Here is a 23,290-nt window from a genome sequence, read left to right as displayed (position 1 = left end):
ACGGTTTTCATATACCGGTTTCGGATCCCGCGTGACGTGCGGCGGCCGCCCCGGCCCAGCGCCCGGTCGCGATGCAGGCGGTCAGCAGGTAGCCACCGGTCGGCGCCTCCCAATCCAGCATCTCCCCCGCACAGAACGTGCGTGGCCGGTCGGTCAGCATCAGGTCGCCGTCGAGCCGGTCGAAGGGCACGCCCCCGGCGACCGAGATCGCCTCATCCAGCGGCCGCGGCCGGGTCAGGTGCAGCGGCGTCGCCTTGATGCGCGCGGCCAGCGCTTCGGGGTCGGAGGGCAGGGGGCCGCCTTCGCGCAGCAGCGCGGCCTTCACGCCCTGCAGCCCAGTGGCCTTCCTGAGCCAGTTGGACACGCTGTCCTTCCGTCGGGGCCGCTGGAGCTTCCGGGTCAGCGTCGCGGCGTCGGTGCGGGGCGCGAGATCGAGCTCCAACGCCACCCCCTCCGCCCCCATCGCATCGCGCAGAGGCGCCGACAGCGCATAGATCGCCGAGCCCTCGACGCCGCCCGCCGACACGACAAACTCGCCCTCGACCAGGTGACCGCCACAGTGCAGCGCAACGCCCTTCACCGGAGCGCCCGCCCAGCGTGCCATATACGGCGACCAGTCCGTGTCGAAGCCCATGTTGGCTGGCCGGAAGGGCGCAAGCGGACCGCCCAGCACCCCGGCCCATGCGCCGTCCGACCCCAGCCGCGACCAGCTCGCCCCGCCCACGGCGAGCACCGTGGCCCGCGCCGGGACCTCCTGCACGCCATCGCGCGTCTCGAACCGCTCGCCGCCCAGCCAGCGCCACCGGGTCCTGAACTCAACGCCCTGCGCCTCCAACCGCGCGAGCCACGCGCGCAGCAGCGGGGAGCCCTTCATCGCCACCGGAAAGACCCGGCCGGAGGAGCCGGTGAAGACCTCCTGCCCCAGCCCGCGCGCCCAGTCCTGCACCGCCGCGGCATCGAAGGCGCGGAGCATCGGCGCCAGCTCCGCCCGCCCGCAGGCCGCGATCAGCTCGTCGGGCGAGGCATCCTTGGTCAGGTTCAGCCCCGACTTGCCCGCCATCAGGAACTTGCGCCCGACGCTCGGCTTCTGCTCCGTAACCAGCACTCGTGCGCCCGCCGCACTCGCCACCTCCGCCGCTGCGAGGCCCGCTGGGCCGCCGCCGACCACCAGCACCTCCATCAGAAGGACCGCGTCAGCGTCAGCTCCGCCCCGTAGGCATCGAAGTCGAAGATCGGAACGTTGGAATTCTGCCGGGTGTAGGTCAGGCTCACCCGCGGCGCGATGCCCCGGAACTGCAACCGGCTCGACAGGGCGGAGATGCGCACGCGCGTGATCCGATCCTCCCGCCGGTCGCCGAGGCCCACGAACTCCTCGTCATAGTCGCGCGCCACGTATTCCACCTGCCCGTCCACCACGAGGCCGTTGGCGAACTGCCGCGCCGCGCCAAACACCACGCCGCGCCCGTCGAAGCTGTTGAAGTCGGTATCGGCCCGCGTGTCCTCGACGATCACGCCGCCGCTCACGCTGACATTCGAGGCGAGCGCGTGGCGCAGCGTGAACTCCAGATCGCGCACCAGCCGATCGTCGCTCCGCTCGAACTCCCGATCGGCGAAGGCGAACTCGGCATCGGCGAGCCAGCGGGGCGCCAGCGGGTAGCGCGCGGCCACCCGGCCGCCCTGGCTGGTATCGGACAGCTCGCCGTCCACGTCCCGCCGGTCGGTCACGAGCTCCAGCGTCAGGCGCCGCAGCGGCGGCCCGAACTGGATCCCGCCGCGCAGGGTGAAGATGCGGTTGTCGAAGTCGGAGCCCGGAAACTCGTTGAACTGCGCCCCCGCCGCGAGGAAGAGCTGCCGGTCGGTCCCGATCGGCTGAGCGAAGATCCCCGTTCCGCCATAGCTCAGCCCGACGCCCGACTGCTCGGTGTTCTCGATCTCGAAAGGCAGGCCGAACAGGCGGATCGTGTCGGTCGACGCCCCGTTGGAGAAGTTGGTGGACGGCGCGATCGTCACGAAGCCGGTGAAGCTCAGCCTATTGTCGCGCTCCAACAGGTCGATGGCGCTTTCGAACTGCTCCCGCTCGGCGGCGTTGCTCGCACTCTCCGCCAGGATCTGGAGGTGGTATTCGGCCGCGTCCCGCTGACCGTCGAGCGCCAGCGTCTGCGCCAGCTCGAACCGGGCGGCGCGGATGTCGGGACGCTCGGTGACGATCTGGCGGAGCAGCGCTATCGCATCCTCCAGCCGCCCGCCCTCACGGAAGATGATCGCCTGGTAGAACGCGGCCTCGTAGCCCAGATCTCCCCGGTCGAAACGGGAGGCAGCGAGCAGCGTCTGCGCCGCGTCGTAGTTCTCCTGCACGATGGCCGCACGGATCACGGCCATCTGCTGCTCCTGGCTCAGATCCTCATAGGCCGGCTGCGCAGCGGCCGGCAGGGCCAGCAGGACGAGGAGGGCGAGCGCCCTCAGAACCGCCGACACCCCTCAGAAGAAGGCCTGCAGGCCCGTCTGCGCGCGGCCGAGGATCAGCGCGTGCACGTCATGCGTGCCCTCGTAGGTGTTCACCGTCTCCAGGTTCTGGGCGTGGCGCATCACGTGGTACTCCGCCTGGATCCCGTTGCCGCCATGCATGTCCCGGGCGGTCCGCGCGATGTCGAGCGCCTTGCCGCAATTGTTGCGCTTGACCAGCGAGATCATCTCGGGCGCTGCGCGGCCTTCATCGAGCAGGCGGCCGACGCGAAGCGAGCCCTGCAGCCCCAGCGCGATCTCGGTCTGCATGTCCGCGAGCTTCTTCTGGAAGAGCTGGGTCTGCGCCAGCGGCCGCCCGAACTGGTGCCGGTCGAGGCCGTATTGCCGCGCGCGGTGCCAGCACTCCTCCGCCGCCCCCATCACACCCCAGGAGATGCCGTAGCGTGCGCGGTTGAGGCAGCCGAACGGGCCTTTCAGTCCCTCGACATTCGGCAGAAGCGCATCCTCGCCGACCTCGACCCCGTCCATGACGATCTCGCCGGTGATCGACGCGCGCAAGCTCAGCTTGCCGCCGATCTTCGGGGCGGAGAGGCCGGGTATGCCCTTCTCCAGCACGAAACCACGGATCTTGCCGCCATGCGCCTCGGACTTCGCCCAGACGACAAAGACATCGGCGATCGGCGAGTTCGAGATCCAGATCTTGGCGCCGTTGAGCACGTAGCCGCCATCGGTCTTCTTCGCCGTGGTCTTCATGCCCGCGGGGTCGGAGCCTGCATCGGGCTCGGTCAGCCCGAAGCAGCCGATGAGTGCGCCTGAGGCAAGGCCGGGCAGGTACTTCTTGCGCTGCTCCTCGGAGCCATAGGCGTGGATCGGATACATCACCAGCGAGGACTGCACGGACATCATGGAGCGGTAGCCCGAGTCCACCCGCTCCACCTCCCGCGCGATCAGGCCGTAGCTCACGTAACCCGCGCCGAGGCCCCCGTACTCCTCCGGGATCGTGGCGCCGAGCAGCCCCATCTCACCCATCTCGCGGAAGATCTCGGGATCCGTCGTCTCGTCGAGATAGGCATCCGTGACCCGCGGCATCAGCTTGTCCTGCGCGAAGGTCCGCGCACTCTCGGACAGCATCCGCTCCTCCTCGCCGAGCTGATCGGCGAGCAGGAACGGATCGTCCCACTGGAACGACGCGAGCGAGGGGCCGGTACCTTGGATCTGACCGTCAGGCATGGTGAGTCTCCTTTGTCGTCTTTATCGCGCGGGGCCGCGAGCGGCGCAATGCGCGGGTCGGTCGCGTGGGTCCGAGGCTATGAGGGCGATAGGGCGCCCTAAGCGCCACCGCCCCGGACCCGATCCGGGGCCTTTCACTTGGGAGTGCGCCGGCACGAAACGATCTCGGCGCCGAGACTGGGACGGGGTCGAGGATGACACCCTAACCCGCTCCCTCCGACAGCCACGGCAGGATGGCGGAGAAATCGCGGGCGTCCTCGTCGATCTCCACGAACCGCTCGTAGATCTCGGCTGCCCGCGCGCCCATCGGCGTCTGCGCGCCCGCCGAGACCGCCGCCTGCTGGCTCAGCCGCAGGTCCTTCAGCATCAGCGTCGCCGCGAAGCCGGGCTTGTAGCCGTTGTCCGCCGGGCTCTGCGGCCCGATGCCAGGGGCGGGACAGTAGGCGTTCATGCTCCACGAATAGCCGGAGGAGGTGCTCACCACATCGAACATCGCCTGGCGGTCGAGGCCCAGCTTGTCGGCCAGCGCAAACGCCTCGCAGGTCGCGATCATGGTGACGCCGAGGATCATGTTGTTGCAGATCTTCGCCGCCTGCCCGTTGCCGGAGGCGCCGCAATGCACGGCCTTCTGCCCCATGACCTCGAAGAGCGGCTGCGCCTTGGCGAAGGCCTCCTCCGAACCGCCCGCCATGAAGGTGAGCGTCCCGGCCGCAGCACCGCCGACCCCGCCGGAGACCGGCGCGTCTACCGGCAAAAGCCCGGCCGCCGCCGCCTGCTCCGCCACGGCCCGCGCGCTGTCCACGTCCACGGTGGAGCAGTCAATGAACGCCGCACCCGCGAGGCCTGCCGGGACGATCTCGTCATAGACGCGCCGCAGGATCTCGCCGTTCGGCAGCATGGTAATGACGGCGTCCTTCCCCGTCGCAGCCTCGGCGGCGGTCATGGCCTTCACCACGCCCTCCACCGTCACGCCCGCCACGTCGAAGCCCGTGACCTCGTGCCCCGCCTTCACCAGGTTGGCCGCCATCGGCGCGCCCATGTTGCCGAGACCGATGAACCCGATCTTCATGTCGTTTCCTCCCATCCTGTCGCGACCGCCCCGGACCCGATCCGGGGCCTCCTGCGAAAGGTCCCGGCGCAGCGGCCGGGACGGTCGCTCACAATTTCAACTCGTCCGCGCCGAGCGGCATCAGCATCTGGCTCACCCGGACCTGCGGCAGTGCCTCCAGCGTTGGGACCGCCCATTGCGGGCTGCGGTCCTTGTCGATGACGGCGGCGCGCACGCCCTCCAGGAACTCGCCATGCTCCATGCAGCGGGCGGTGAAGCGGTATTCCAGCCGCAGCGCATCTTCGATCCGACCCAGATTGCGGGCGCGGTGGATCGCCTCGACCGCGCAGGCGACGGAGAGGGGGGCGCTGCGCCGAAGCTTCTTCAGCGTGTCCGCGGCCAAAGGCCCGCCCTCGTGCTCCAGCGAGCGCACGATGTCCATCGCCGTCTCCCCCGCGAAATGCGCGTCGATCTCGGCCTGCTGGCGCTGCAGCTCGCCCTTTTCCGGCGGCTCGGCGAACTCCTCGATCGCATCGACGCCCTGTTCGCAGAGCGCGTCCTTCAGGGCCTCGATCCGGTCGGCGGGCACATAGCTATCGGCGAAGGTCGCGTGGATCGCGTCCCCCGGCCCCATCCGGGCGCCGGTCGTGCCGAGATACTCGCCCAGCCGCCCCGGCGCACAGCCGAGCAGCATAGACCCACCGACATCCGGGATCAGCCCGATCCCGCATTCCGGCATCGCGACCTGCGTCCCGTCGGTCACGATCCGGTGCGAGCCAAGCGCCGAGACGCCCACACCGCCGCCCATGACGAAGCCGTGCATTATCGCGACATAGGGCTTGGGGTAGTTCCAGATCAGCGCATTGAGCCGGTACTCATCCGCCCAGAAACGGCGACCATAGGCGAAGTCGCCCGCCCGCCCGGTCTCATAGAGATGCTGGATGTCGCCGCCCGCACAGAACGCCCGCTCGCCCGCGCCGTCGATCACGACGAGCTCGACCGCCGGGTCCTCGGCCCAGAGGCGCAGGCGCTGCTCGATCTCCAGCACCTGGTCGTGGGTCAATGCGTTGAGCGCATCGGGACGGTTGAGCGTGATACGGCCCGCGCGCCCTTCGATGCGGAAGAGAGTGTCGGTCATCGGCGCACATCCTCGAAACGGAGCGGCATGTCATCCCGCACCAGCCCACCGTCCTGAGGCCGGAGCCCGACCTCGGGTGGGTGCGAATGCGCCCTCCCGGGGGGGAGGTCGGGCGCAGGCCGGGCCTTCTGCCCGGCCGTTTGAACTGATCCGGCCCGCATCAGCATCACCCGTTCCCCCGATCCGCCAGTAGCTTGCGCGCCACGATCAGGCGCATGATCTCGTTCGTCCCTTCCAGGATCTGGTGCACGCGCAAGTCCCTCACGATCTTCTCGATGCCGTAATCCTCCAGGTAGCCATAGCCCCCGTGGAGCTGGAGGCAATCGTTCGCCACGTCGAAAGCCGCATCCGTCACGAAACGCTTCGCCATCGCGCAGGCTTGCGTCGCATCGGGCTCCCCCCGGTCGAGCTTCCAGGCCGCCTGCCGCAGGAAGATCCGCGCGGCCTGCAACGCCGTCTCCGCATCGGCCACCCGGAACTGGAGCGCCTGGAACCGGTCCAGCGTCTCCCCGAACGCCTTGCGCTCGCCCATATAGGTCAGCGTCTTTGTCAGCGCCCCCTGCGCCCCGCCAAGCGAACAGGCCGCGATGTTGAGCCGCCCGCCGTCGAGCCCCTTCATCGCAAAACGGAACCCATCACCCTCGGCGCCGACGCGATAGCGCACCGGCACGCGGCAATCGTCGAACTGGACCTGCGCGGTCGGCTGCGCCTTCCAGCCCATTTTCCGCTCCTGTCCGCCGAAGCTGAGCCCCGGCGCGTCCTTCGGTACCAGCAGCGTGGAGATGCCCTTCGGCCCCGCCTCCCCGGTTCGGCACATCACGACGTACCAGTCGGAAAAGTCTCCGCCCGAGATGAACGCCTTGGTCCCGTTCAGTACGTAATCGTCGCCGTCGCGTTGGGCAGAGGTCTTCAACGCGGCCGCATCCGACCCACTGCCCGGCTCGGTCAGGCAGTAGCTCGCCACCGTCTCGAACGCCGCCAGCCCCGGCACGACTTCTGCCCGCAGTTCATCCGAGGCGAAGGCATCCGCCATCCAGCAGCACATGTTGTGGATCGAGATGAAGGCCGCCACGCTCGGGTCCCCCAGCGAAAGCCCCTCGAAGATCAGCGCGGCGTCGAGCCGGCTGAGCCCCGATCCCCCATGCGCCTCACCCGCATAGATCGCCCCCATGCCGAGCGCCCCGACCTCTGCCAGCACGGCCCGATCAATCCCGGCATGCTCCGCCTCCGCCGCCATCGGACCCAGCCGATCGCGCCCGAAATCCGAGGCCATTTCGAGGATCGCCTGCTGTTCGTCGCTCAACGCGAAATCCATGCTCTACCTCATTGCAATCGAGACACATTCGGATAGCGGAAGCGGCATGTCTCTATACATTTCCTGTATGTGATGCGAGGAGCAGGCCCATCTCATCCACCACTTCGTTTTCTAGAGATCTGTAGATGACCACATCCGCCGACGCCGGATCGAAACCATTCCTCTTCTGGACAAGCGCCATCTTCGCTGCCCTTGTCTCTGTCAGCGCCATCCACGAAGATGCTTTTACGCTTGCCGCGCTCCCCTTCGCGATCCTGCCGATGCTCTGGTACGCGCGCACCACCATCGCTGCGCAGCGCGAGCTTTGGATCGTTCATGCGATGGTTCTGCAATATCTGGCGCTTTACGCGATCAATATGGCCGCGTTTCCAACGCTCTCGCCCGACTATCCGGTCAAAGACGGAGAAGGTGAGTTCATCAGATTTCTGCTCTCCGGCCTCCTGCTCTTGAGCGTTCCCCTTCTTGCACGCGAGACGACACGATGGCCGGTAATACTCGGATGGGGTGTTGTCACATGTTTTGTAGTTCTGGCCGCTTTCTACATCTTTGGCTTCGGCAATCAGGGCTGCCGCGTAGAGGCATTCAACAGAAACCCGCTCTATCCGCCGATCTGGATGACGGCAATCGTACTTGCGCTCTTTGGACGATGGATTGCGGGCGCACGGCGCGAGATCGCATGCCTCTACGGTCTGGTGTTCATCTGCAGTCTGTCGGCAGGTGCTTTCAGTGGCGCGCGAACCATCCTGTTGATCCAGATGCTGATGTTTCCGGCCGCAGCCTTTCTGCTTGGCGGGTCGGATCGCTGGCGGCACTTGGTTGCCATTGGTGCGACGATCGCAGCCGGTGTGACGGCCGCGCTGTTGCTCGACGCTGCGACCGGATGCAACCTGGGAGACCGTATTGGCAAGCTTGTCGAGATCGCCCAGACCGCTGACCTGAGTCAGTCCGGAGAGGCCGAACTGGGCCGCTTCGAAACCTGGACGCAGGCTATCGCATTGATGCCTGAGTACTGGCTGCAGGGCCGTGGCTTCGAGAACGAGCGCTACATCGTTATCGAGGAGTTCGGTTCGAGCATTCACCACCTCCACAACCTCTACCTGAGCTGGCTGATGGGCGGTGGTATCGCGGCGCTGCTTTCGGGTCTGGTTTTCCTGTTCGGACCGCCGCTCGTGCTGCTGCGGCGCTACGGTCTGCGCGCCGCCTGGCCGGTGATCGCTCTTGTTGCCGTAATCGGTCTCAATGGCATGACGACGATCCTGTTTTACCGCGGCTTCATCGTCGCGACCTATATGGTCACCTTCACAGCGCTTCTTGCGATGGTTGTCGCAGACGGGCGCAAGGGGAGAACCGACCCGACTGAGTAGGTCAGTCACTGCCAAACACCGTGCACCCGTCGACGTGTGATCCTCCGCGGCGCTCGCGTTTCTAGCATTACATAACCATTTGAGATTTCTCAAATTTGAAACATTCCCCCGAGTTGTCTCAGAGTTTGGCGTTGCATCGCAGTTGCACCGGATATTGGCTTGAGAAGCTGGAAGTTGATCGATGTATGGGCTTGTCACCTTTAGGTGGTACGCCGTGTTAGCGCCGAGACAGAAGGTCTGAGGGGACGACACCTTGCTGCATGAACGGCCGAGCGCAGGCGCGACGCCTCTTGACCTGCGACGCGCACGAGCCCGCGTCGGAGAAATGCCCGGCGCAAAAGACCGCGCTACATCACGCAAGGCGCAGTCCAGCCTTCGCATTGCGGTCGGCATCATAACCCAGCGGCGCCCGGACATGTTGCGCGTGCTTCTCGCCAGTTTGTCCGAACTGCACAGCATGACGTCACACGACCTCATCTTCGTCGTCGTGGAGAACGACGAGAGGAAGTCTGTTACAGAGATCCTCGAACGCTTTGCGGACAGCGGCGACTGGCATGTTGTGTATGACATCGAACCGCAACTCGGCATCCCTTCTGCGCAAAACAAGGTCGTCGATCTGGCGCTGGGCCTCGACATGGATCTGCTTGCCTTTGTCGACGACGACGAGCGGGTCGAGCCTGACTGGCTCCTGGAACTGACTTCCGCAATGCAGACGCGTGAACCCGATCTTGCAGGTGGGCCGCTGCAACTCGAAGCGACCGGTGATGCGCTGACGCCAATGCAGCGCGCTGTTCTGTTGGATGGGCGAAGGCAGCTTTCCGAGCGAAACGCCACGCGCGCGGCCGCGTCGCGGGATGGCTGGGATGGCAGGCTCGACGCCTACACGAATAACTGGTGTGCACGGCTGTCGAAGGTTCGTGAACGGGGCCTGCGCTTCGATGAAAGCCTGCGAGATGCCGACGGATCTGACACGGTCTTTTCCACGGCGATGCGGGAGCAGGGCGGACGCATTGGGTGGGTGCCGAGTGTCATCGTTCACGACCGGCTCCCTGGCCGAAGACTGTCGCCAGCGTATTACTACCGCCGCAGCAGAGATCAGGCGACCGTCACCGCGCAACGCCTGAACCGAAAGCGCTTCACGAGCATTCGGCGCGCCGTCGAGCGGGGCCTCCGCGGCTGCCTGCAGGTCGTCTCTGCCACCTGGAAAGGACGCCCTGCGCTGGCGGCGGCGATCTATTCGTTCGGCAACGCGTCGGGGCGGCTTCGAGCCGCGTTCGGGATGTCGAGCCGGCATTACTCCACCCGCTCCAAGCGCGATCATATCGGCTGATCCCTGGCTCGCCCGCCGTCTCACTTCATCGTCGGGATGACGAACTCCGCGCCGTCCTTGATGCCGGAGGGCCAGCGGGCGGTGACCGTTTTGGTCTTGGTGTAGAAGCGGAAGGCATCCGGCCCGTGCTGGTTCAGATCACCGAAGGCCGACTTCTTCCAGCCGCCGAACGTATGGTATGCCAGCGGCACCGGGATCGGCACGTTGATCCCGACCATACCCACATTGATCCGCGAGGCGAAGTCTCGCGCCGCGTCGCCGTCTCGCGTGAAGATCGCGACACCGTTGCCGTATTCGTGGTCCATGGCGAGGCCCAGCGCCTCGTCATAGCTCTGCGCCCGCACGGTGGAGAGGACGGGGCCAAAGATCTCCTGCCGGTAGATGTCCATGTCTTTGGTGACATGATCGAAGAGGCATGCGCCGAAGAAGAACCCGTCCTCGTACCCCTGCATGTTGAAGCCGCGCCCATCGACGACCAACTTCGCCCCCTGCTCGACACCGGACTCAACGAGGCCCGCAACCCTCTGCTTTGCCTCTGCCGTCACCAGAGGACCGAAATCCACATCATCGCCGCCCGTGTAGGGCCCGATCTTCAGCGCCTCGACCTTGGGCGCCAGCTTCTCGATCAGCCGGTCGGCGGTCTCATCGCCCACGGGCACGGCGACGGAGATCGCCATGCAGCGCTCGCCCGCAGCACCATAACCTGCACCGACCAGCGCATCGGCGGCCTGGTCCATGTCGGCATCAGGCATGATGATCATGTGGTTCTTCGCGCCACCGAAGCACTGCACCCGCTTCCCGTTCGCACAGCCGCGCTCGTAGATATACGCGGCAATCGGCGTGGAACCGACGAAGCCCACCGCGCCGATCCCTTCGTGATCCAGGATCGCGTCCACGGCTTCCTTGTCGCCGTTCACCACCTGCAGAATGCCGTCAGGCAGCCCCGCCTCCTGCATCAGTTCGGCGAGCATCAGCGGCACGGAGGGATCCCGCTCGGAGGGCTTGAGGATGAAGGCGTTGCCCGCCGCGATCGCCGGGCAGAACTTCCACATCGGGATCATGGCGGGAAAGTTGAACGGGGTGATCCCGGCGGCGACGCCGATGGGCTGGCGCATCGAGTACATGTCGATCCCCGGCCCGGCGCCATCCGTGTACTCGCCCTTCAGCAGATGCGGCGCGCCGAGGCAGAACTCCGCCACCTCCAGCCCCCGGATCACGTCGCCCTTCGCATCGGGGATCGTCTTGCCGTGCTCGCGGGACAGCGCCTCGGCCAGCTTGTCCATGTCCCGATGCAGCAACCGGACGAACTCCATCAGCACCCGCGCGCGACGCTGCGGGTTGGTGGCGCCCCAGGCGATCTGCGCCTTCGCAGCCCCCGCCACCGCCTTGTCCAGCTCCGAGGCGTCCGCGAGAGGCACTTTCGCCTGAACCTCGCCCGTCGCCGGGTTGAACACATCGGCGAAGCGGCCCGACGTGCCCTTTACCCGCTGCCCGTCGATGAAGTGATAAAGCTCGTCCATGTCAGCCTCCCCAGACCTTTGGCTGTGACCCTACCCTTGCGTTTTCGCGGGATCGACCGATAAATCCTCAGACCGATCCGGCAAATCTGCAAAATGGCGCTATGGCCTCTCCGAAACCAAACTGGGACGATCTGCGGGTTTTTCTCGAACTCTCGCGCCACGGGACGCTGCTGGGCGCGGGGAGGGCTCTCGGCCTCGATCCGGCGACGGTGGCGCGGCGGGTGACAGCGCTGGAGACGAAGCTGGCCGCCCGCCTCTTCGACCGCTCCCAGCGCGGCTATGCGCTGACGGAAGCCGGGCGACGGCTGACCGGCCCGGCGGCGGCGATGGAGGCTGCGGCGACCGGCGCCGCCGATCGCGTCGCGGGCCAGTCGGAGCGTCTGTCGGGCAGCGTGCGCATCGGCGCGCCCGAGGGTGTGGCGAGCTTCATCCTGGCCGAGGCCTGCGCGGCACTGGCCGACGCCCATCCCGACCTGCGGGTCGAGCTGGTGGCGCTGCCGCGCGTCTTCTCCCTCAGCCAGCGGGAGGCCGACATCGCGCTCGCCCTGACCCCGCCCACCGCCGGGCGGCTCCGCGTGCGGCGGGTCGCGGATTACGACCTGCATCTTTATGCCGCGAAAACGCTGGCGGAGCGCCACCCGGTAACGACCCGCGACGACCTCAAGGCGCACCGCTTCATCGGCTACATCGCCGACATGATCTTCGACAAGGAGCTCGACTACGCACCCCTGATCGCCCCGGACCTGCGGCCGCAGCTCGCCTCGACCTCGCTGACGATCCAGCTCGAATGGACCGTTGCGGGGCATGGGATCTGCGTCCTGCCCGATTTCGTGGCGGAAAGCCGGTCGGACCTCGTCCGCCTGCTGCCCGAGGAGATCGCCTTCACCCGCAGCTTCCACCTGATCCGGCACGAGGACGACCTGCGCACCGCCCGCATCACCCGCGCCGCCGATGCGCTGACCGAAGCCCTTCGGACCCGGCTCGCCTAGGATGCGGTTTCGCCCTCGCTCCTTCGCCTTTGGCGAAGCCTTCAAGCGAGGATATTTTCGTTCAAGGTGGAAGGGGGCGCGGGCAGCGCATGCTCCAGCCCCCAGTCCCGCATGGCGAGGAGCAGCGGCACTAGCGTGCGCCCCTTCTCGGTCAGCGCATAATCCACATGCGGCGGCACCACAGGATGAACGGTGCGGGAGACCAGCCCAGCCGCCTCCAGCTCACGCAGCGCCTTGGTCAGCACCCGCTGCGTGACGGTCCCCGCGGCCCGATGCAGCTCGTTGAACCGCATGGTGCCGTCGATGAGGTGGTAGAGCACCACGCCCTTCCACTTGCCGCCGATCAGCTCCAGCGTCGCCTCCACCGGGCAGCCGAGCGAGCAGTCGTAGTGATCGAAGCGGGACATGAGACAGTATCCTTTCGGTGGGTATAGGCCGAATTTGTGCATACTTACGCGCGAGACAAGACCCCTCTACACCCCACGACATCGCAATCCATGACAGGAGACACCGATGTCAGACCTCACCATCATCGCCCGGATCGAGGCGGCCCCCGGACACGCCGATCTCATCCGCACCGAGCTGGAGAAACTCGTCGCCCCCACCCGCGCCGAGGCGGGCTGCAAGCAGTACGACCTGCATATCGACCACGACGCCCCGGGCACCTTCCTGTTCTACGAGACGTGGGAGAGCCGGGAGCTCTGGCAGGCCCACATGAACGCACCACACCTCGCCGCCTACATGACGGCGACCGAGGGCAAGGTGGCGAACTTCACGCTGGCCGAGATGGACCGGATCGCCTGATCCTTCTGCCTTGAGGCAAATATCCCCGCCGGAGGCGCCACCCCTCGCCTCCCTCGCGCGCACGCGGGCGTCAGCCCGCCGCGCTTGCGGCCCCCGCGGGCAGGTGGGGAGCGGCGGCCAGAAGCTGGCGCGTATAGTCATGCGCGGGCGCCGCAAACACCGCCTCCGTCTCGCCCTGCTCCACGATCCGGCCCGCCTGCATCACCATCACCCGGTCGCAGATCGCCCGCACCACGTTCAGGTCGTGGGAGATGAAGAGGAAGCTCACCGCGAACCGCTCCGACAGCTCGGCGAGCAGGTCGAGGATCCGAGCCCGTACCCGCACGTCGAGGGCACTCACCGCCTCGTCCAGCACGATCACGTCGGGCCGGATCAGCAGCGCGCGGGCAATCGCGATCCTCTGCCGCTGCCCGCCGGAGAAGGCGTGGATGTGTTTGTCCGCGTCCGAGGCGCGCAGCCCCACACTCTCCAGCACCTCCTCCACCGCCCGGCGCCGCGGCGGCGGCGTGTCGAGCAGGTGGAAGGGTTCGGCGACCAGCCGCTCCACCCGCCAGCGCGGATCGAAGCTGCCGAACGGATCCTGGAAGACCACCCCGATGCGGCGCCGCAGCGATGGCGGCGCATCCACGCCCATCTCGTTGCCGCCGAGGCGGATCGACCCGCCCTGCATCGGCTCCAGCCCCAGGATGGCGCGGGCGAGCGTCGACTTGCCAGACCCGCTCTCCCCCACGAGGCCCAGGTTCTCCCCCCGGCGCAGGGTGAAGCTCACGCCGTCCACCGCCCGATGCCCCGGCGCGCGCCCGATCAGGCGGCGCGGGCCGGGATAGTCGCGCACCACGTTCTCGACCTCCAGAACCGCCTCGCGCTCCCGCCGCTGCGCGCGCTTCGGCTGGTGGGTGGAGGCGGCGAGCAGGTCACGCGTATAGGCATGGGTCGGCGCGGTGAGCACCCGAACCGCGGCACCACTCTCCACCACCCGCCCGTCCTTCATCACCGCGATCCGATCCGCCATGTCGGCGACCACGGCGAGGTCGTGGGTGATCAAGATCAGGCCCATCCCGTCCTCCCGCGCCAGCCGCTTCAAGAGGTCGAGGATCCCCGCCTGCGTCGTCACATCGAGCGCCGTAGTCGGCTCGTCCGCGATCAGCAGCTTCGGGCGCAACGCGATCGCGCAGGCGATCACCACCCGCTGCCGCTGCCCGCCGGAGAGCTCGTGCGGATAGCGCGACAGCGGGATCTGCCCGAGGCCGACGCGCGTCAGCACCTCCGCCGCGCGCGCTCGCGCCTCCCGGACCGAAGCGCGGGAGTGCAGCCGAACCGTCTCCGCCACCTGATCGCCGATCGTGTGCAGCGGATTGAGCGCCGTCATCGGCTCCTGAAACACCATGGAGAGCTCGCGCCCGCGCCGCGCGCACATCTGCCGTTCGGTGAGCGCGGTCAGATCCTCGCCCCCCAGCCGGACGCCGCCCGCCGCCTCCGCCCCCCGCGGCAGCAGGCGCATCAGGGCGAGCGCGGTCATCGACTTGCCCGATCCGCTCTCGCCGACGAGGCCGAGGATCTCACCCTCCGCCATCTGCAGCGAGACATCGTGCAGCAGCTCCGCCGCCCCGATGCGCACCGACAGGCCCTCGACGCTCAGCAGGGTCATGCGCGCACCGTCCTGAGCTTCGGATCGAGCACGTCGCGCAGCCCGTCGCCCATCAGGTTGAGCCCCAGCACGCTCAGCACGATCGCAAGACCCGGGATGACCGCCATGTGCGGCGCCACCCCGATCAGCGTCTGCGCATCCGCCAGCATCCGTCCCCAACTCGGCAAGGGCGGCTGCGCGCCGAGGCCGACATAGCTCAAAGCGGCCTCCACCAGGATCCCGACGGAGAACTGGATGGTCCCCTGCACCACCAGCAGGTTGGCGATGTTGGGCAGGATATGCTCCGCACTGATCCGCGCCGCCCCCTTGCCCGCCACACGGGCGGCCATGATGAACTCCCGTCTCCACAGGCTCAGCGCGGCGCCCCGCGTCAGCCGGGCGAAGACCGGCACGTTGAAGATCCCGATGGCGAGGATCGCGTTCCACACGCTCGGCCCGGCAAGCGCGGTGATGAGGATCGCGATCAGGATCGAGGGGAAGGCGAAGATCAGATCGTTGCCCCGCATGATGAGCTCGTCCACGATCCCGCCCCGCCGCGCGGCGGCCCACAGACCCAGCGGCACGCCCGCGCCCATCCCGATCCCGACGGAGGCGATGGCAACCGCCAGCGAGGTCCGCGCGCCCACCATCAGCATCGACAGGATATCCCGGCCCAGATGATCGGTGCCCAGCAGATGCGCCGCGGACGGCCCCTGCATGCGGCTCGCGATATTCAGCGCCTCCACGTCATGCGGCGTCCAGACGAAGCTCACCAGCGCGAGCAGGGCGAAGAGCGCCGTGACGAGCCCGCCCGCGATCAGGCTGCGTGGCATCATCGCCGCAGCCTCGGATCGACGATGGCATAGGCGAGGTCCACCAGGAACGTCACCGCCACCACGGCAAAGACCAGCAGCATCACCGTACTCTCCACCACGATCAGGTCACGCTGCGTGATCGCCTGGAACAACAGCCGCCCGAGCCCCGGCAGGAAGAAGACGTTCTCGATGATGATCGCGCCCGCGAGCAGGAAGGAGAACTGCAGCCCCAGAATCGTCAGCACCGGGATCAGTGCGTTCCGCAGCGCATGCCGCCAGACGACGGCACGCCGCCCCAGCCCTTTGGCGCGCGCGGTACGGACGTAATCCTCATCCAGCGTCTCGATCAGCGCGGACCGCATGATCCGCGCCAGGATGCTCGCCTGCGGCAGCGCCAGGGCGATCGCAGGGAGGGTGAGCGCCCCAATGGCGGCCAGCGGCGCCTCCCACCCCGGAAAGCCCCCCGCGCCAACCCATCGAAGCTGGATGGCGAAGACGAAGACCAGCAGCATCGCGAACCAGAAATTCGGCACCGCGATCCCCAACTGCGTCGCCCCCATCACCCCGTAATCCGCCGCCCGCCCCCGCTCCATCGCCGCGAGCATCCCGATCGGGAACGCGATGACGGTCGAGAGCAGCAGGGCATAGAGGGCCAGCGGCAGGCTCACCCAAATCCGGTCGGCGATGAGCTCGGCCACCGGAACGCGGTAGGTGTAGGACGTGCCGAAATCCCCCGTCACGAGCCCGCCGACCCAGGTCAGGTACCGCGCCACCAGACCATCATCGAGCCCCATCTGCGCCCGCAGCGCCGCCACCGCCTCGGGCTGCGCATTCAACCCGAGCATGAACGCCGCCGGATCGCCCGGCAGCACCTCGATCACGCCGAACACGACCAGCGAAGCGACGACCAGCGTCGCGCCCAGCGACAGGAGACGGCGGAGCAGGTAGCTTAGCATCGCGAGAAAGACGCCGTTTCGCGCTTCCTGCTTCGCCTTTGGCGAAGGCCTTCGGCGAGGATATTTACAACAAGCTGGAAGGCGCAAATCAGCCTTCCGCCTCTACGGTCATCTCTGTCCCTGGCTGTACCGCCCGCCCAACGCGATCCTAGTGGGTTCAGAAGGCCCTTCCGGTTCCACCTTGTCCAAATATCCCCCCGCCGGAGGCGTCCACCGCCAGCCGCACGCGCGGCCCTATGGACGGCGGGACAGGTCACAGCCCGTAGAGCTCCCCGAACTTCGCCTCGAGGTAGGCGATCAGCGGCGCGGGCGTGACGGGGCCACCAGTCGCGCGCTCCATCAGTTCGGGCGCGGGAATGATCGCGCCGTGAGAGTGGACGTTCTCGCGCAGCCAGGTAACCACCGGGCCGCTCTCGCCTTTCGCCAGCAGCGCATCGAGATCAGGCAACGCTGCGCGCAGCGCCTCATGTAGCGCGGCGGCGTAGATGTTGCCGAGCGCATAGGTCGGAAAATAGCCGAAGAGCCCCGCCGACCAGTGCACGTCCTGCAAAACCCCGCGCGCCGCGTCCGGCACCACCTGCCCGAAATCCGTCTCGAACCGTTCGCTCCAGGCACCCTCGAGGTCGGCCACCTCCAGCTCCCCGTCCAGCAGCGCCCGTTCGAGGTCGAAGCGCATCAGAATGTGGAGGTTGTAGTGGACCTCGTCGGCTTCCGTCCGGATGAAACCGGGCGCGACCCGGTTCACGGCAGCGTAGAAGTCCTCCGCCCCCATCTCGATCCCGAAGCTCTGCACCATCTTCCCGTGCAACCAGCCGCAGAAGGCGCGGGAGCGGCCGAGCTGGTTCTCCATCAACCGGCTTTGGCTCTCGTGCACACCCATCGAGACGTGGCCCCCCGCCGGTGTCAGCGCATGCGCCTCCGGCACGCCCTGTTCGTAGACCGCGTGGCCGACCTCGTGGATCACGGAGTAGAGGCAATCGAAGGGCTGCGCCTCGTCCACCCGCGTCGTGATGCGCACATCGCTCAGCGTACCCACGCAGAACGGGTGGGTGACGAGGTCCATGCGCCCCGCCTGCCAGTCATAGCCGAAGACCGTCGCGAGCTCGCGGGCCAGTGCCATCTGCTTGTCCGGCGCAAACGATCCGGTGAGCTCCGGCACGTCCCGCCCGCTCGCCGCGATCCGGGCGCGCAGGTCGGAGAGCGGCGCGCGCAATCCGCCGAGGACCTCCCGAAGCGGCCCCTCGCGCATCCCCGGCTCGAACCCGTCGAGCAGGGCGTCGTAGCGGGTTTCCCCATCGAGTCGCTGGGCGTCGGCCTGCTGCCTTTTGAGGTTCACGATCTCGGTCAGGGCCGGCTGGAAGGCGGCGAAGTCCGATGCCTCCCGCGCCTGCGCCCACGTCCGATGGCCGAGCGACGTGGCCCTCGCGATCGCCTCCGCCAGATCGCAGGGCATCCGTTCGTTGCGGATGAAGTCGCGGCGGATGCGATCCACATTGGCGCGGCCCGCGGCGTCCAGCGTGCCCTCGTCAACCGCCGCGAGCCAATCGCCGATCCGCGGATCGGTCCGGCGGGCATGCAACACCGCCTCCAAGGCACCCCGCTGCTCGGCGCGCAGGCCGGTGCCGGCGGGAGGCATCATCGCCTCCTGATCCCACTCCAGCAGCATGCCCACCTGATCCAGCGCCTGGGTCTGCTTCACATGGGCGATCAGGGCATCGTAAGCCATCGGCTACCTCTCGGGGATGTGTCCCGCGTAGAGCATATCGCGAAAGGCCCCGGGTCAAGCCCGGGGCCGCGCGTTCCTTGTCGAAGATCAAAAGTGCAAACGTCCCGGGCTCGATCCGGGACCGCTCACCGTAAAGTCACTCCGCCCAGCGCACCCCGGTCAGGTCGTTGGCCTGGGTCGGCGCATTCTCCCACAGCCCGCGCAGGCGCGCATCGGCCACCCCCGTCTTCGCAAGCTGGAAGAGGTAGGCGTTCACGTAATCCTCCGCGATCTTGCGCTGCGCCTCGCCCATCAAGGCGCGACGCTGGCCGTCATCCGTGGTCTGGCCGAGCTCGTCCATCAGCGCCACGAAATCCGGGTCCGCATAGGCGAAGTAGTAGTCGTCCCGCGCGTAGATCCCGATATCCATCGGCTCGGTATGGCTGACAATGGTCAGGCCGTAGTCGCGGCCGCGGAACACCGTCTCCAGCCAGTCGGCCCATTCGACATTCTGGATCTCCGCCTCGATCCCGATGGCGCGGAGCTGCGAGGCGATGATCTCGCCCCCGCGGCGGGCATAGGCGGGGGGCGGCAGCTTCAGCACCGTCTCGAATCCGTCCGGATACCCCGCTTCGGCCAGCAGCGCCCGCGCCGCCTCCGGATCATGGGGCGAGAGGTGGAGCAGGTCCACATAGGCCGGATTATGCGGCGCGAAATGCGTCCCGATCGGCGTGCCGTAACCGAACATCGCACCGTCGATCACCGCTTCGCGGTCCACGGCCTTTGCCACCGCCTCCCGCACCAGCGGGTTGGAGAAGGGCTCGGCCGAGCCGTTCATGGCGAGGATCGTCTCGCCCTCCGTCGAGCCCACGATGACCTCGAACCGCGGATCGGCCTCGAACTGGATCAGGTTCTCGGGTGCGGGGAAGTTGGGGAAGGCATCAAGGTCCCCCGCCATCATCGCCGCGAACGCCGCCGTGGGGTCGGAGATGAAGCGGAACGTCGCCGTCTCCAGCGCCGGGGCCTCGCCCCAGTAGTCCTCGTAGGCCACCAGCTCCACCCGGTCGCCTTGAACCCAGTCGGCGAAGCGGAAGGGGCCGGTGCCGACCGGCTCCGTCGCGTTCGTCTCCGCCGTCTCAGGCGCCACGACCACCGCGTCGCCCCAGGCCATGTTGAAGGGGAAGTTGCCGTCGGGTGCTGACAGCGTCACCCGGACAGAGGTCGGGCTCAGCACCTCCACGCTCTCGATGCCCTCGAAGAGCTGTTTCTGCGCGTTGGTCGAATCCTCCGCCCGCGCGCGGTCCAGCGAGAACTTCACGTCCTCCGCGTCGAAGGCGCTGCCGTCGTGGAAGGTCGCCCCCTCCACCAGCGTGAAGGTGTAGACCGTGCCGTCCTCGCTCACGTCCCAGGCCCGCGCCAGCGCCGGCTGGATCGAGCCATCCGGCCCGAACCGCGTCAGCCCCTCGAAGACATTGGCATAGACCACCTCGTCGATCGCCGCCGCGGCCCCGCCCGTCGGGTCGAGATTGGGGGGCTCCAACTGCATCCCCAGCGTGATCGTCGTGTTCTGCGCGGCGGCTGCACCAGCCCCCAGAACCATGGCGAGCGTCAGTCCAAGCGTCTTCATCGGCTGTCCTCCCGTTCCGGTAGAAAGCCTGTCGCAAGGCGACCGTACTGTCCAGCGCCGCCCTAGCCGGCTTCCACGCCCAACAGTCGCTCCAGCGCCCGACCCATCACCTTCGCCGAGTCCACCATGTCGTCGATGCCCACATACTCGTCGGGCTGGTGCGCGAGGTCGAGGATGCCGGGCCCATAGGCGATGCAGTTGTGCAGCTTGCCGATCCGGTCGATATGCTTCTGGTCGTAGGTGCCCGGCGAGACGACGTAGTCCGCCTCGGTCCCCAGCGTGCTGCGGATCGCCTCGGCCACCGCCTCCACCACCGGCGCATCCCGCTCCGTCATCGTCGGCAGCACCTCGAAGAGATCGCGCAGCTCGTAGGCGAAGGTCTCCCGCCGCGCCGCGACCCGCTCCAGAACGGCGCGGAACTCGTCCTTTACCGCCGCGAGGTCCTCCTCGATCAGAAAGCGGCGGTCGATCACCATGCGCGCCCGGTCGGGGACGCAGGGCGCAGGCAGACCGGTGTAGTCCTCCTCCTGCTCCGGCTCGCCCCCGTGGATCGAGTTGATGTTGAGCGTCGACTGCCGCGCCCCTTCCGGCACCACCGGCATCTCGGTGCGCTTCTCCGCCAGCGCGGGAAACAGGCTCTCCTCCATCTCCGCGATCACGGCGCCCATGTGGCGCACCGCGCAGTCGCCGAGGAACGGCATCGAGCCATGGGCGATCCGCCCCTTCGTCTCCACCTCCGCCCACCACACGCCGCGATGGCCGAGGCAGATCCGGTCCTTGTTCAGCGGCTCGGGGATGATGACGTGCTGCACGCGGGCAGGATCGAAGAACCCCTTCTCCGCGAGATACGCCACCCCGCCATAGCCCCCCGATTCCTCGTCCGCCGTCCCGCTGATCTCGATCGCGCCCGCGAAGTCGGGATGCACCTCCAGAAACGCCTCCGCTGCGATGATCGAAGCGGCGAGCCCGCCCTTCATGTCACAAGCCCCGCGGCCGTAGAGCTTCCCGTCCCGCACCTCCCCGCCGAACGGATCGACCGTCCAACCCTGCCCGACCTCGACCACGTCGATGTGGGAGTTGAAATGCACGCACTCGCCCGGCCGCACCCCCTCGCGCCGCGCCACCACGTTCCAGCGCGGATACTTGTCGCTGTCCCCCGGCGCGCCCTCCGCCCGCACCATCTCCACCGCGAATCCCGATGGTGCGAGCCGGTCGCGAAGGTACTCGCAGATCTCCAGATAGCCGCGCCCCGGCGGGTTCAGCGTCGGCATCCGCACCAGATCCTGCGTCAGCGCGATCAGCTCGTCGCGCCGCCCCTCGATGGCCTCGTCCAGCGTCATGGGCACCTCCTGCGGGCGCAGCCTAGCGCCCTCCCTTCCAGCTTGTCCAAATATCCCCGCCGGAGGCATCCCGCCCCCTCCACGATTGCGAGCGTCGGAAAAACGCGGCACCGTCCGCCGCATGAGCTTTCTGGACCGCATCGGCGCGAATGCCCGCTGGGTGATGGCGGGCGGCTGCATCGCGGCGCTGTTCCTGCCGAGCCTCTCGGCGCTGCTGCGCCCGGTCCTGCCCGCGCTGGTCAGCCTCGTCCTCGCCATGGCAATGGCCCGGATCGACCTCGCCGAAGTCGCCCGCGGCGCGCTCCGCCCCGCCCGCCTCGGCGGCTGGCTCCTCGCCGTTGCCCTGATGATGCCGGTGGCCGGCGGGCTGCTCTGGCTCCTCGGCACCTTGGTCCCGCCCCGCGATCAGGCGCTGCTGGTGCTCTACGCCGCCGCCCCGCCCATCGCCTCGGCCGCCGGGATCTGCTTCCTGATGGGCTACAACGCCCAGCGCGCGGTCGAGGTCACGGTAGCCGCCACGCTGCTCACCCCGCTCATCGGCCCCGCGATGCTGGCGGTCCTCTTGCCCGACCTCGCTCCGATCCCGCCCGCGACGCTCGCGCTGCGCCTCGCCGCGATGATCGCCGGGGGCATCGTTCTGGCCCTTGCCATCAAGGCCCTCGTGGGACCGGAGCGCATCCGCACCCATGCCCGCCGCTTCGACGGGATCGCGGCCTGCGTCATGGTGCTCTTCGTCCTCCCGCTCTTTGATGGCGTCGGCCCGATGATCCTCGCCGAGCCCCTGACGGCCGCCAAGGTCCTCGCGCTCTGCCTCGTCATCAACCTCGGCACCACCATCGCGGTCCTGCACCTCGGCCGCGACCGTTACACCTCCGGCGCCTACGCTGTGATGGCGGGCAACCGGACCGTCGCGCTCTACCTCGCGGCCCTGCCGCCGGATCCCTATTTCGGCCTCTTCGTCGCCCTCTACCAGTTTCCGATGTATCTCACGCCGCTCGCCCTCGATACGCTGGGCCTCCACAACCGGCGGGAGGCAGCGACATGAGGATCCTGATCACTGGGGCGAGCGGCTTTCTCGCCACCGAGCTCATGAAGCAGCTCGGTGGTCACGAGATCGTCCGCACCGACATCGCAGGGCAGGGCGTCGTCCACCACGACCTGACCGCCGGCCCGGGCCTGCTCTTCGACAGACCCTACGACGCGATCATCCACCTCGCCGCCGTCGTCAGTTCGGAGGCCGAGGCCGATCTCGCCAAGGGCCTCGCGGTCAACATCGACGCCACCCGGACCGTCCTGACCGCGGCCGCCGCGCAACCCGAACCGCCCGTCGTCATCTTCGCGAGTTCCGTCGCCGTCTTCTCCGCCCCCGGCAACGGCACGATCGACGAGGGCACCCTGCCGCGCCCCCTGTCGAGCTACGGCGCGCAGAAGGTCATCGGCGAATACCTCGTGCGCGACTTCACCCGACGCGGGCTGATCGCGGGCCGCTCCCTGCGCTTCCCGACCATCGTGGTCCGCCCCGGGCGCCCGAACCGCGCGGCGTCCAGCTTCGCCTCCTCCATCATCCGCGAACCGGTGAACGGGCAGGAGGCCGTGCTGCCCGTCTCCCCCGACCTGCGCCTGCATCTCGCCTCTCCGAGCGCGGCGGTGGCGGCAATGCTCCACGCCCTCGACCTGCCCGCCGAGCGCATCGGCGACGAAACCACGATCACACTGCCCGGCCTCTCCGTCCCCGTCGCGGGAATGCTGGAGGTCCTCGAGCACCGCACGGGCCGCGCGACCCTCGTCCGGCACGAACCGGACGAGGCCATCGAACGCATCGTCTCGACCTGGCCCGGCGGCATCGAGACACCCCGTGCCGAAGAACTGGGCTTCGCCGCCGACCCCGATTTCGAAGCGATCTTCGATGCCTCCCTGCCGCTGATCGCCCCCGCATGAGCACCGCGGCCAACCCATCGCATACGATCCCGCGGCGACGCCTCCGGCGGGGGGATATTTCGACAAGGTGGAACCGGAAGG

At 67.9% G+C, this 23,290-nt stretch carries 20 protein-coding genes; 6 read left to right on the top strand and 14 right to left on the bottom strand.

Annotated features, from left to right (window positions below; all coding sequences use genetic code 11):
* Positions 1-7: 7 nt before the first annotated feature.
* The 6 genes from I0K15_RS10565 to I0K15_RS10540 form a co-directional block, all read right to left on the bottom strand.
* Positions 8-1,180, bottom strand: a complete 1,173-nt coding sequence (locus I0K15_RS10565; protein WP_196101487.1) for a TIGR03862 family flavoprotein — start codon at positions 1,178-1,180, stop codon at positions 8-10.
* Positions 1,180-2,475, bottom strand: coding sequence for a surface lipoprotein assembly modifier (locus tag I0K15_RS10560; RefSeq protein WP_196101486.1), 1,296 nt, complete (start codon positions 2,473-2,475; stop codon positions 1,180-1,182). Before I0K15_RS10560 ends, I0K15_RS10565 begins: the two co-directional genes overlap by 1 nt.
* A gap of 3 nt (positions 2,476-2,478) precedes the next feature.
* Entirely contained in the window at positions 2,479-3,693 is a 1,215-nt protein-coding gene (locus tag I0K15_RS10555; protein ID WP_196101485.1) for an acyl-CoA dehydrogenase, read from the bottom strand.
* Between the two features lie 202 nt (positions 3,694-3,895).
* On the bottom strand, positions 3,896-4,762 hold the full coding sequence (mmsB, locus tag I0K15_RS10550) for a 3-hydroxyisobutyrate dehydrogenase (protein WP_196101484.1): 867 nt from the start codon (positions 4,760-4,762) through the stop codon (positions 3,896-3,898).
* An 88-nt stretch (positions 4,763-4,850) separates the two neighbouring features.
* The gene (locus I0K15_RS10545; protein ID WP_196101483.1) at positions 4,851-5,879 is read right to left on the bottom strand and encodes an enoyl-CoA hydratase/isomerase family protein; all 1,029 of its coding nucleotides are present in this window, start codon (positions 5,877-5,879) and stop codon (positions 4,851-4,853) included.
* A 166-nt stretch (positions 5,880-6,045) separates the two neighbouring features.
* Complete coding sequence (locus I0K15_RS10540; RefSeq protein WP_196101482.1) at positions 6,046-7,194, bottom strand: acyl-CoA dehydrogenase family protein; 1,149 nt, start codon at positions 7,192-7,194, stop codon at positions 6,046-6,048.
* 125 nt (positions 7,195-7,319) lie between these two features.
* Between I0K15_RS10540 and I0K15_RS10535 the strand changes: the two genes are divergently transcribed.
* Together I0K15_RS10535 and I0K15_RS10530 are read left to right on the top strand one after the other, a co-directional pair.
* On the top strand, positions 7,320-8,558 hold the full coding sequence (locus tag I0K15_RS10535) for an O-antigen ligase family protein (RefSeq protein WP_196101481.1): 1,239 nt from the start codon (positions 7,320-7,322) through the stop codon (positions 8,556-8,558).
* Positions 8,559-8,811: 253 nt separating this feature from the next.
* The gene (locus tag I0K15_RS10530; protein WP_196101480.1) at positions 8,812-9,888 is read left to right on the top strand and encodes a glycosyltransferase family 2 protein; all 1,077 of its coding nucleotides are present in this window, start codon (positions 8,812-8,814) and stop codon (positions 9,886-9,888) included.
* A 20-nt stretch (positions 9,889-9,908) separates the two neighbouring features.
* On the opposite strand, the gene I0K15_RS10525 is transcribed toward I0K15_RS10530, so the two are convergent.
* The gene (locus tag I0K15_RS10525; RefSeq protein WP_196101479.1) at positions 9,909-11,408 is read right to left on the bottom strand and encodes a CoA-acylating methylmalonate-semialdehyde dehydrogenase; all 1,500 of its coding nucleotides are present in this window, start codon (positions 11,406-11,408) and stop codon (positions 9,909-9,911) included.
* 101 nt (positions 11,409-11,509) lie between these two features.
* On the opposite strand from I0K15_RS10525, the gene I0K15_RS10520 reads away from it, so the two are divergent.
* Positions 11,510-12,397 carry a LysR family transcriptional regulator gene (locus I0K15_RS10520; protein WP_196101478.1) on the top strand — a complete coding sequence of 296 codons (888 nt, stop codon included), beginning with the start codon at positions 11,510-11,512 and terminating at the stop codon, positions 12,395-12,397.
* A gap of 41 nt (positions 12,398-12,438) precedes the next feature.
* Here I0K15_RS10520 and I0K15_RS10515 read toward each other — a convergent pair whose 3' ends face one another.
* Entirely contained in the window at positions 12,439-12,804 is a 366-nt protein-coding gene (locus I0K15_RS10515) for a winged helix-turn-helix transcriptional regulator (RefSeq protein WP_196101477.1), read from the bottom strand.
* A gap of 106 nt (positions 12,805-12,910) precedes the next feature.
* On the opposite strand from I0K15_RS10515, the gene I0K15_RS10510 reads away from it, so the two are divergent.
* Positions 12,911-13,201 carry a putative quinol monooxygenase gene (locus I0K15_RS10510; protein ID WP_196101476.1) on the top strand — a complete coding sequence of 97 codons (291 nt, stop codon included), beginning with the start codon at positions 12,911-12,913 and terminating at the stop codon, positions 13,199-13,201.
* A 70-nt stretch (positions 13,202-13,271) separates the two neighbouring features.
* On the opposite strand, the gene I0K15_RS10505 is transcribed toward I0K15_RS10510, so the two are convergent.
* The 6 genes from I0K15_RS10505 to I0K15_RS10480 all read right to left on the bottom strand — a co-directional run bounded on the left by I0K15_RS10505 (position 13,272) and on the right by I0K15_RS10480 (position 21,271).
* On the bottom strand, positions 13,272-14,849 hold the full coding sequence (locus I0K15_RS10505) for an ABC transporter ATP-binding protein (protein WP_196101475.1): 1,578 nt from the start codon (positions 14,847-14,849) through the stop codon (positions 13,272-13,274).
* Complete coding sequence (locus I0K15_RS10500; RefSeq protein ID WP_196105447.1) at positions 14,846-15,661, bottom strand: ABC transporter permease; 816 nt, start codon at positions 15,659-15,661, stop codon at positions 14,846-14,848. Before I0K15_RS10500 ends, I0K15_RS10505 begins: the two co-directional genes overlap by 4 nt.
* Positions 15,661-16,599, bottom strand: coding sequence for an ABC transporter permease (locus tag I0K15_RS10495; protein WP_196101474.1), 939 nt, complete (start codon positions 16,597-16,599; stop codon positions 15,661-15,663). Before I0K15_RS10495 ends, I0K15_RS10500 begins: the two co-directional genes overlap by 1 nt.
* A 253-nt stretch (positions 16,600-16,852) precedes the next feature.
* A complete protein-coding gene (locus I0K15_RS10490; protein WP_196101473.1) occupies positions 16,853-18,325 on the bottom strand; it encodes a carboxypeptidase M32 in 1,473 nt (490 codons plus the stop codon).
* A gap of 136 nt (positions 18,326-18,461) precedes the next feature.
* On the bottom strand, positions 18,462-19,931 hold the full coding sequence (locus I0K15_RS10485) for an ABC transporter substrate-binding protein (RefSeq protein WP_196101472.1): 1,470 nt from the start codon (positions 19,929-19,931) through the stop codon (positions 18,462-18,464).
* Positions 19,932-19,993: 62 nt separating this feature from the next.
* Positions 19,994-21,271: an acetylornithine deacetylase/succinyl-diaminopimelate desuccinylase family protein gene (locus I0K15_RS10480; RefSeq protein ID WP_196101471.1), complete on the bottom strand. Its 1,278-nt coding sequence runs from the start codon at positions 21,269-21,271 to the stop codon at positions 19,994-19,996.
* Between the two features lie 121 nt (positions 21,272-21,392).
* On the opposite strand from I0K15_RS10480, the gene I0K15_RS10475 reads away from it, so the two are divergent.
* A complete protein-coding gene (locus I0K15_RS10475) occupies positions 21,393-22,316 on the top strand; it encodes a hypothetical protein (protein WP_196101470.1) in 924 nt (307 codons plus the stop codon).
* Positions 22,313-23,209 (top strand): NAD-dependent epimerase/dehydratase family protein, encoded by an 897-nt coding sequence (locus tag I0K15_RS10470; RefSeq protein WP_196101469.1) that lies wholly within the window; start codon positions 22,313-22,315, stop codon positions 23,207-23,209. The genes I0K15_RS10475 and I0K15_RS10470 overlap by 4 nt, the downstream gene beginning before the upstream one ends.
* Positions 23,210-23,290 lie beyond the last annotated feature (81 nt).

The sequence above is a fragment of the Pontivivens ytuae genome (assembly GCF_015679265.1).
In the GTDB taxonomy this organism is placed as follows: domain Bacteria; phylum Pseudomonadota; class Alphaproteobacteria; order Rhodobacterales; family Rhodobacteraceae; genus Pontivivens; species Pontivivens ytuae.
The sequence above is the reverse complement of the archived record's forward strand: the minus strand, read 5'-3'. Positions and strand labels throughout refer to the sequence as shown.

Bases quoted from the DNA above. Each gene is read 5' to 3' on its own strand.
- mmsB (WP_196101484.1), bottom strand. From the start codon at position 4,762: ATGAAGATCGGGTTCATCGGTCTCGGCAACATGGGCGCGCCGATGGCG.
- I0K15_RS10470 (WP_196101469.1), top strand. From the start codon at position 22,313: ATGAGGATCCTGATCACTGGGGCGAGCGGCTTTCTCGCCACCGAGCTC.
- I0K15_RS10485 (WP_196101472.1), bottom strand. From the start codon at position 19,931: ATGAAGACGCTTGGACTGACGCTCGCCATGGTTCTGGGGGCTGGTGCA.
- I0K15_RS10490 (WP_196101473.1), bottom strand. From the start codon at position 18,325: ATGGCTTACGATGCCCTGATCGCCCATGTGAAGCAGACCCAGGCGCTG.
- I0K15_RS10515 (WP_196101477.1), bottom strand. From the start codon at position 12,804: ATGTCCCGCTTCGATCACTACGACTGCTCGCTCGGCTGCCCGGTGGAG.
- I0K15_RS10505 (WP_196101475.1), bottom strand. From the start codon at position 14,849: ATGACCCTGCTGAGCGTCGAGGGCCTGTCGGTGCGCATCGGGGCGGCG.
- I0K15_RS10535 (WP_196101481.1), top strand. From the start codon at position 7,320: ATGACCACATCCGCCGACGCCGGATCGAAACCATTCCTCTTCTGGACA.
- I0K15_RS10495 (WP_196101474.1), bottom strand. From the start codon at position 16,599: ATGCTAAGCTACCTGCTCCGCCGTCTCCTGTCGCTGGGCGCGACGCTG.
- I0K15_RS10520 (WP_196101478.1), top strand. From the start codon at position 11,510: ATGGCCTCTCCGAAACCAAACTGGGACGATCTGCGGGTTTTTCTCGAA.
- I0K15_RS10545 (WP_196101483.1), bottom strand. From the start codon at position 5,879: ATGACCGACACTCTCTTCCGCATCGAAGGGCGCGCGGGCCGTATCACG.
- I0K15_RS10500 (WP_196105447.1), bottom strand. From the start codon at position 15,661: ATGCCACGCAGCCTGATCGCGGGCGGGCTCGTCACGGCGCTCTTCGCC.
- I0K15_RS10555 (WP_196101485.1), bottom strand. From the start codon at position 3,693: ATGCCTGACGGTCAGATCCAAGGTACCGGCCCCTCGCTCGCGTCGTTC.
- I0K15_RS10525 (WP_196101479.1), bottom strand. From the start codon at position 11,408: ATGGACGAGCTTTATCACTTCATCGACGGGCAGCGGGTAAAGGGCACG.
- I0K15_RS10565 (WP_196101487.1), bottom strand. From the start codon at position 1,180: ATGGAGGTGCTGGTGGTCGGCGGCGGCCCAGCGGGCCTCGCAGCGGCG.
- I0K15_RS10475 (WP_196101470.1), top strand. From the start codon at position 21,393: ATGAGCTTTCTGGACCGCATCGGCGCGAATGCCCGCTGGGTGATGGCG.
- I0K15_RS10510 (WP_196101476.1), top strand. From the start codon at position 12,911: ATGTCAGACCTCACCATCATCGCCCGGATCGAGGCGGCCCCCGGACAC.
- I0K15_RS10480 (WP_196101471.1), bottom strand. From the start codon at position 21,271: ATGACGCTGGACGAGGCCATCGAGGGGCGGCGCGACGAGCTGATCGCG.
- I0K15_RS10540 (WP_196101482.1), bottom strand. From the start codon at position 7,194: ATGGATTTCGCGTTGAGCGACGAACAGCAGGCGATCCTCGAAATGGCC.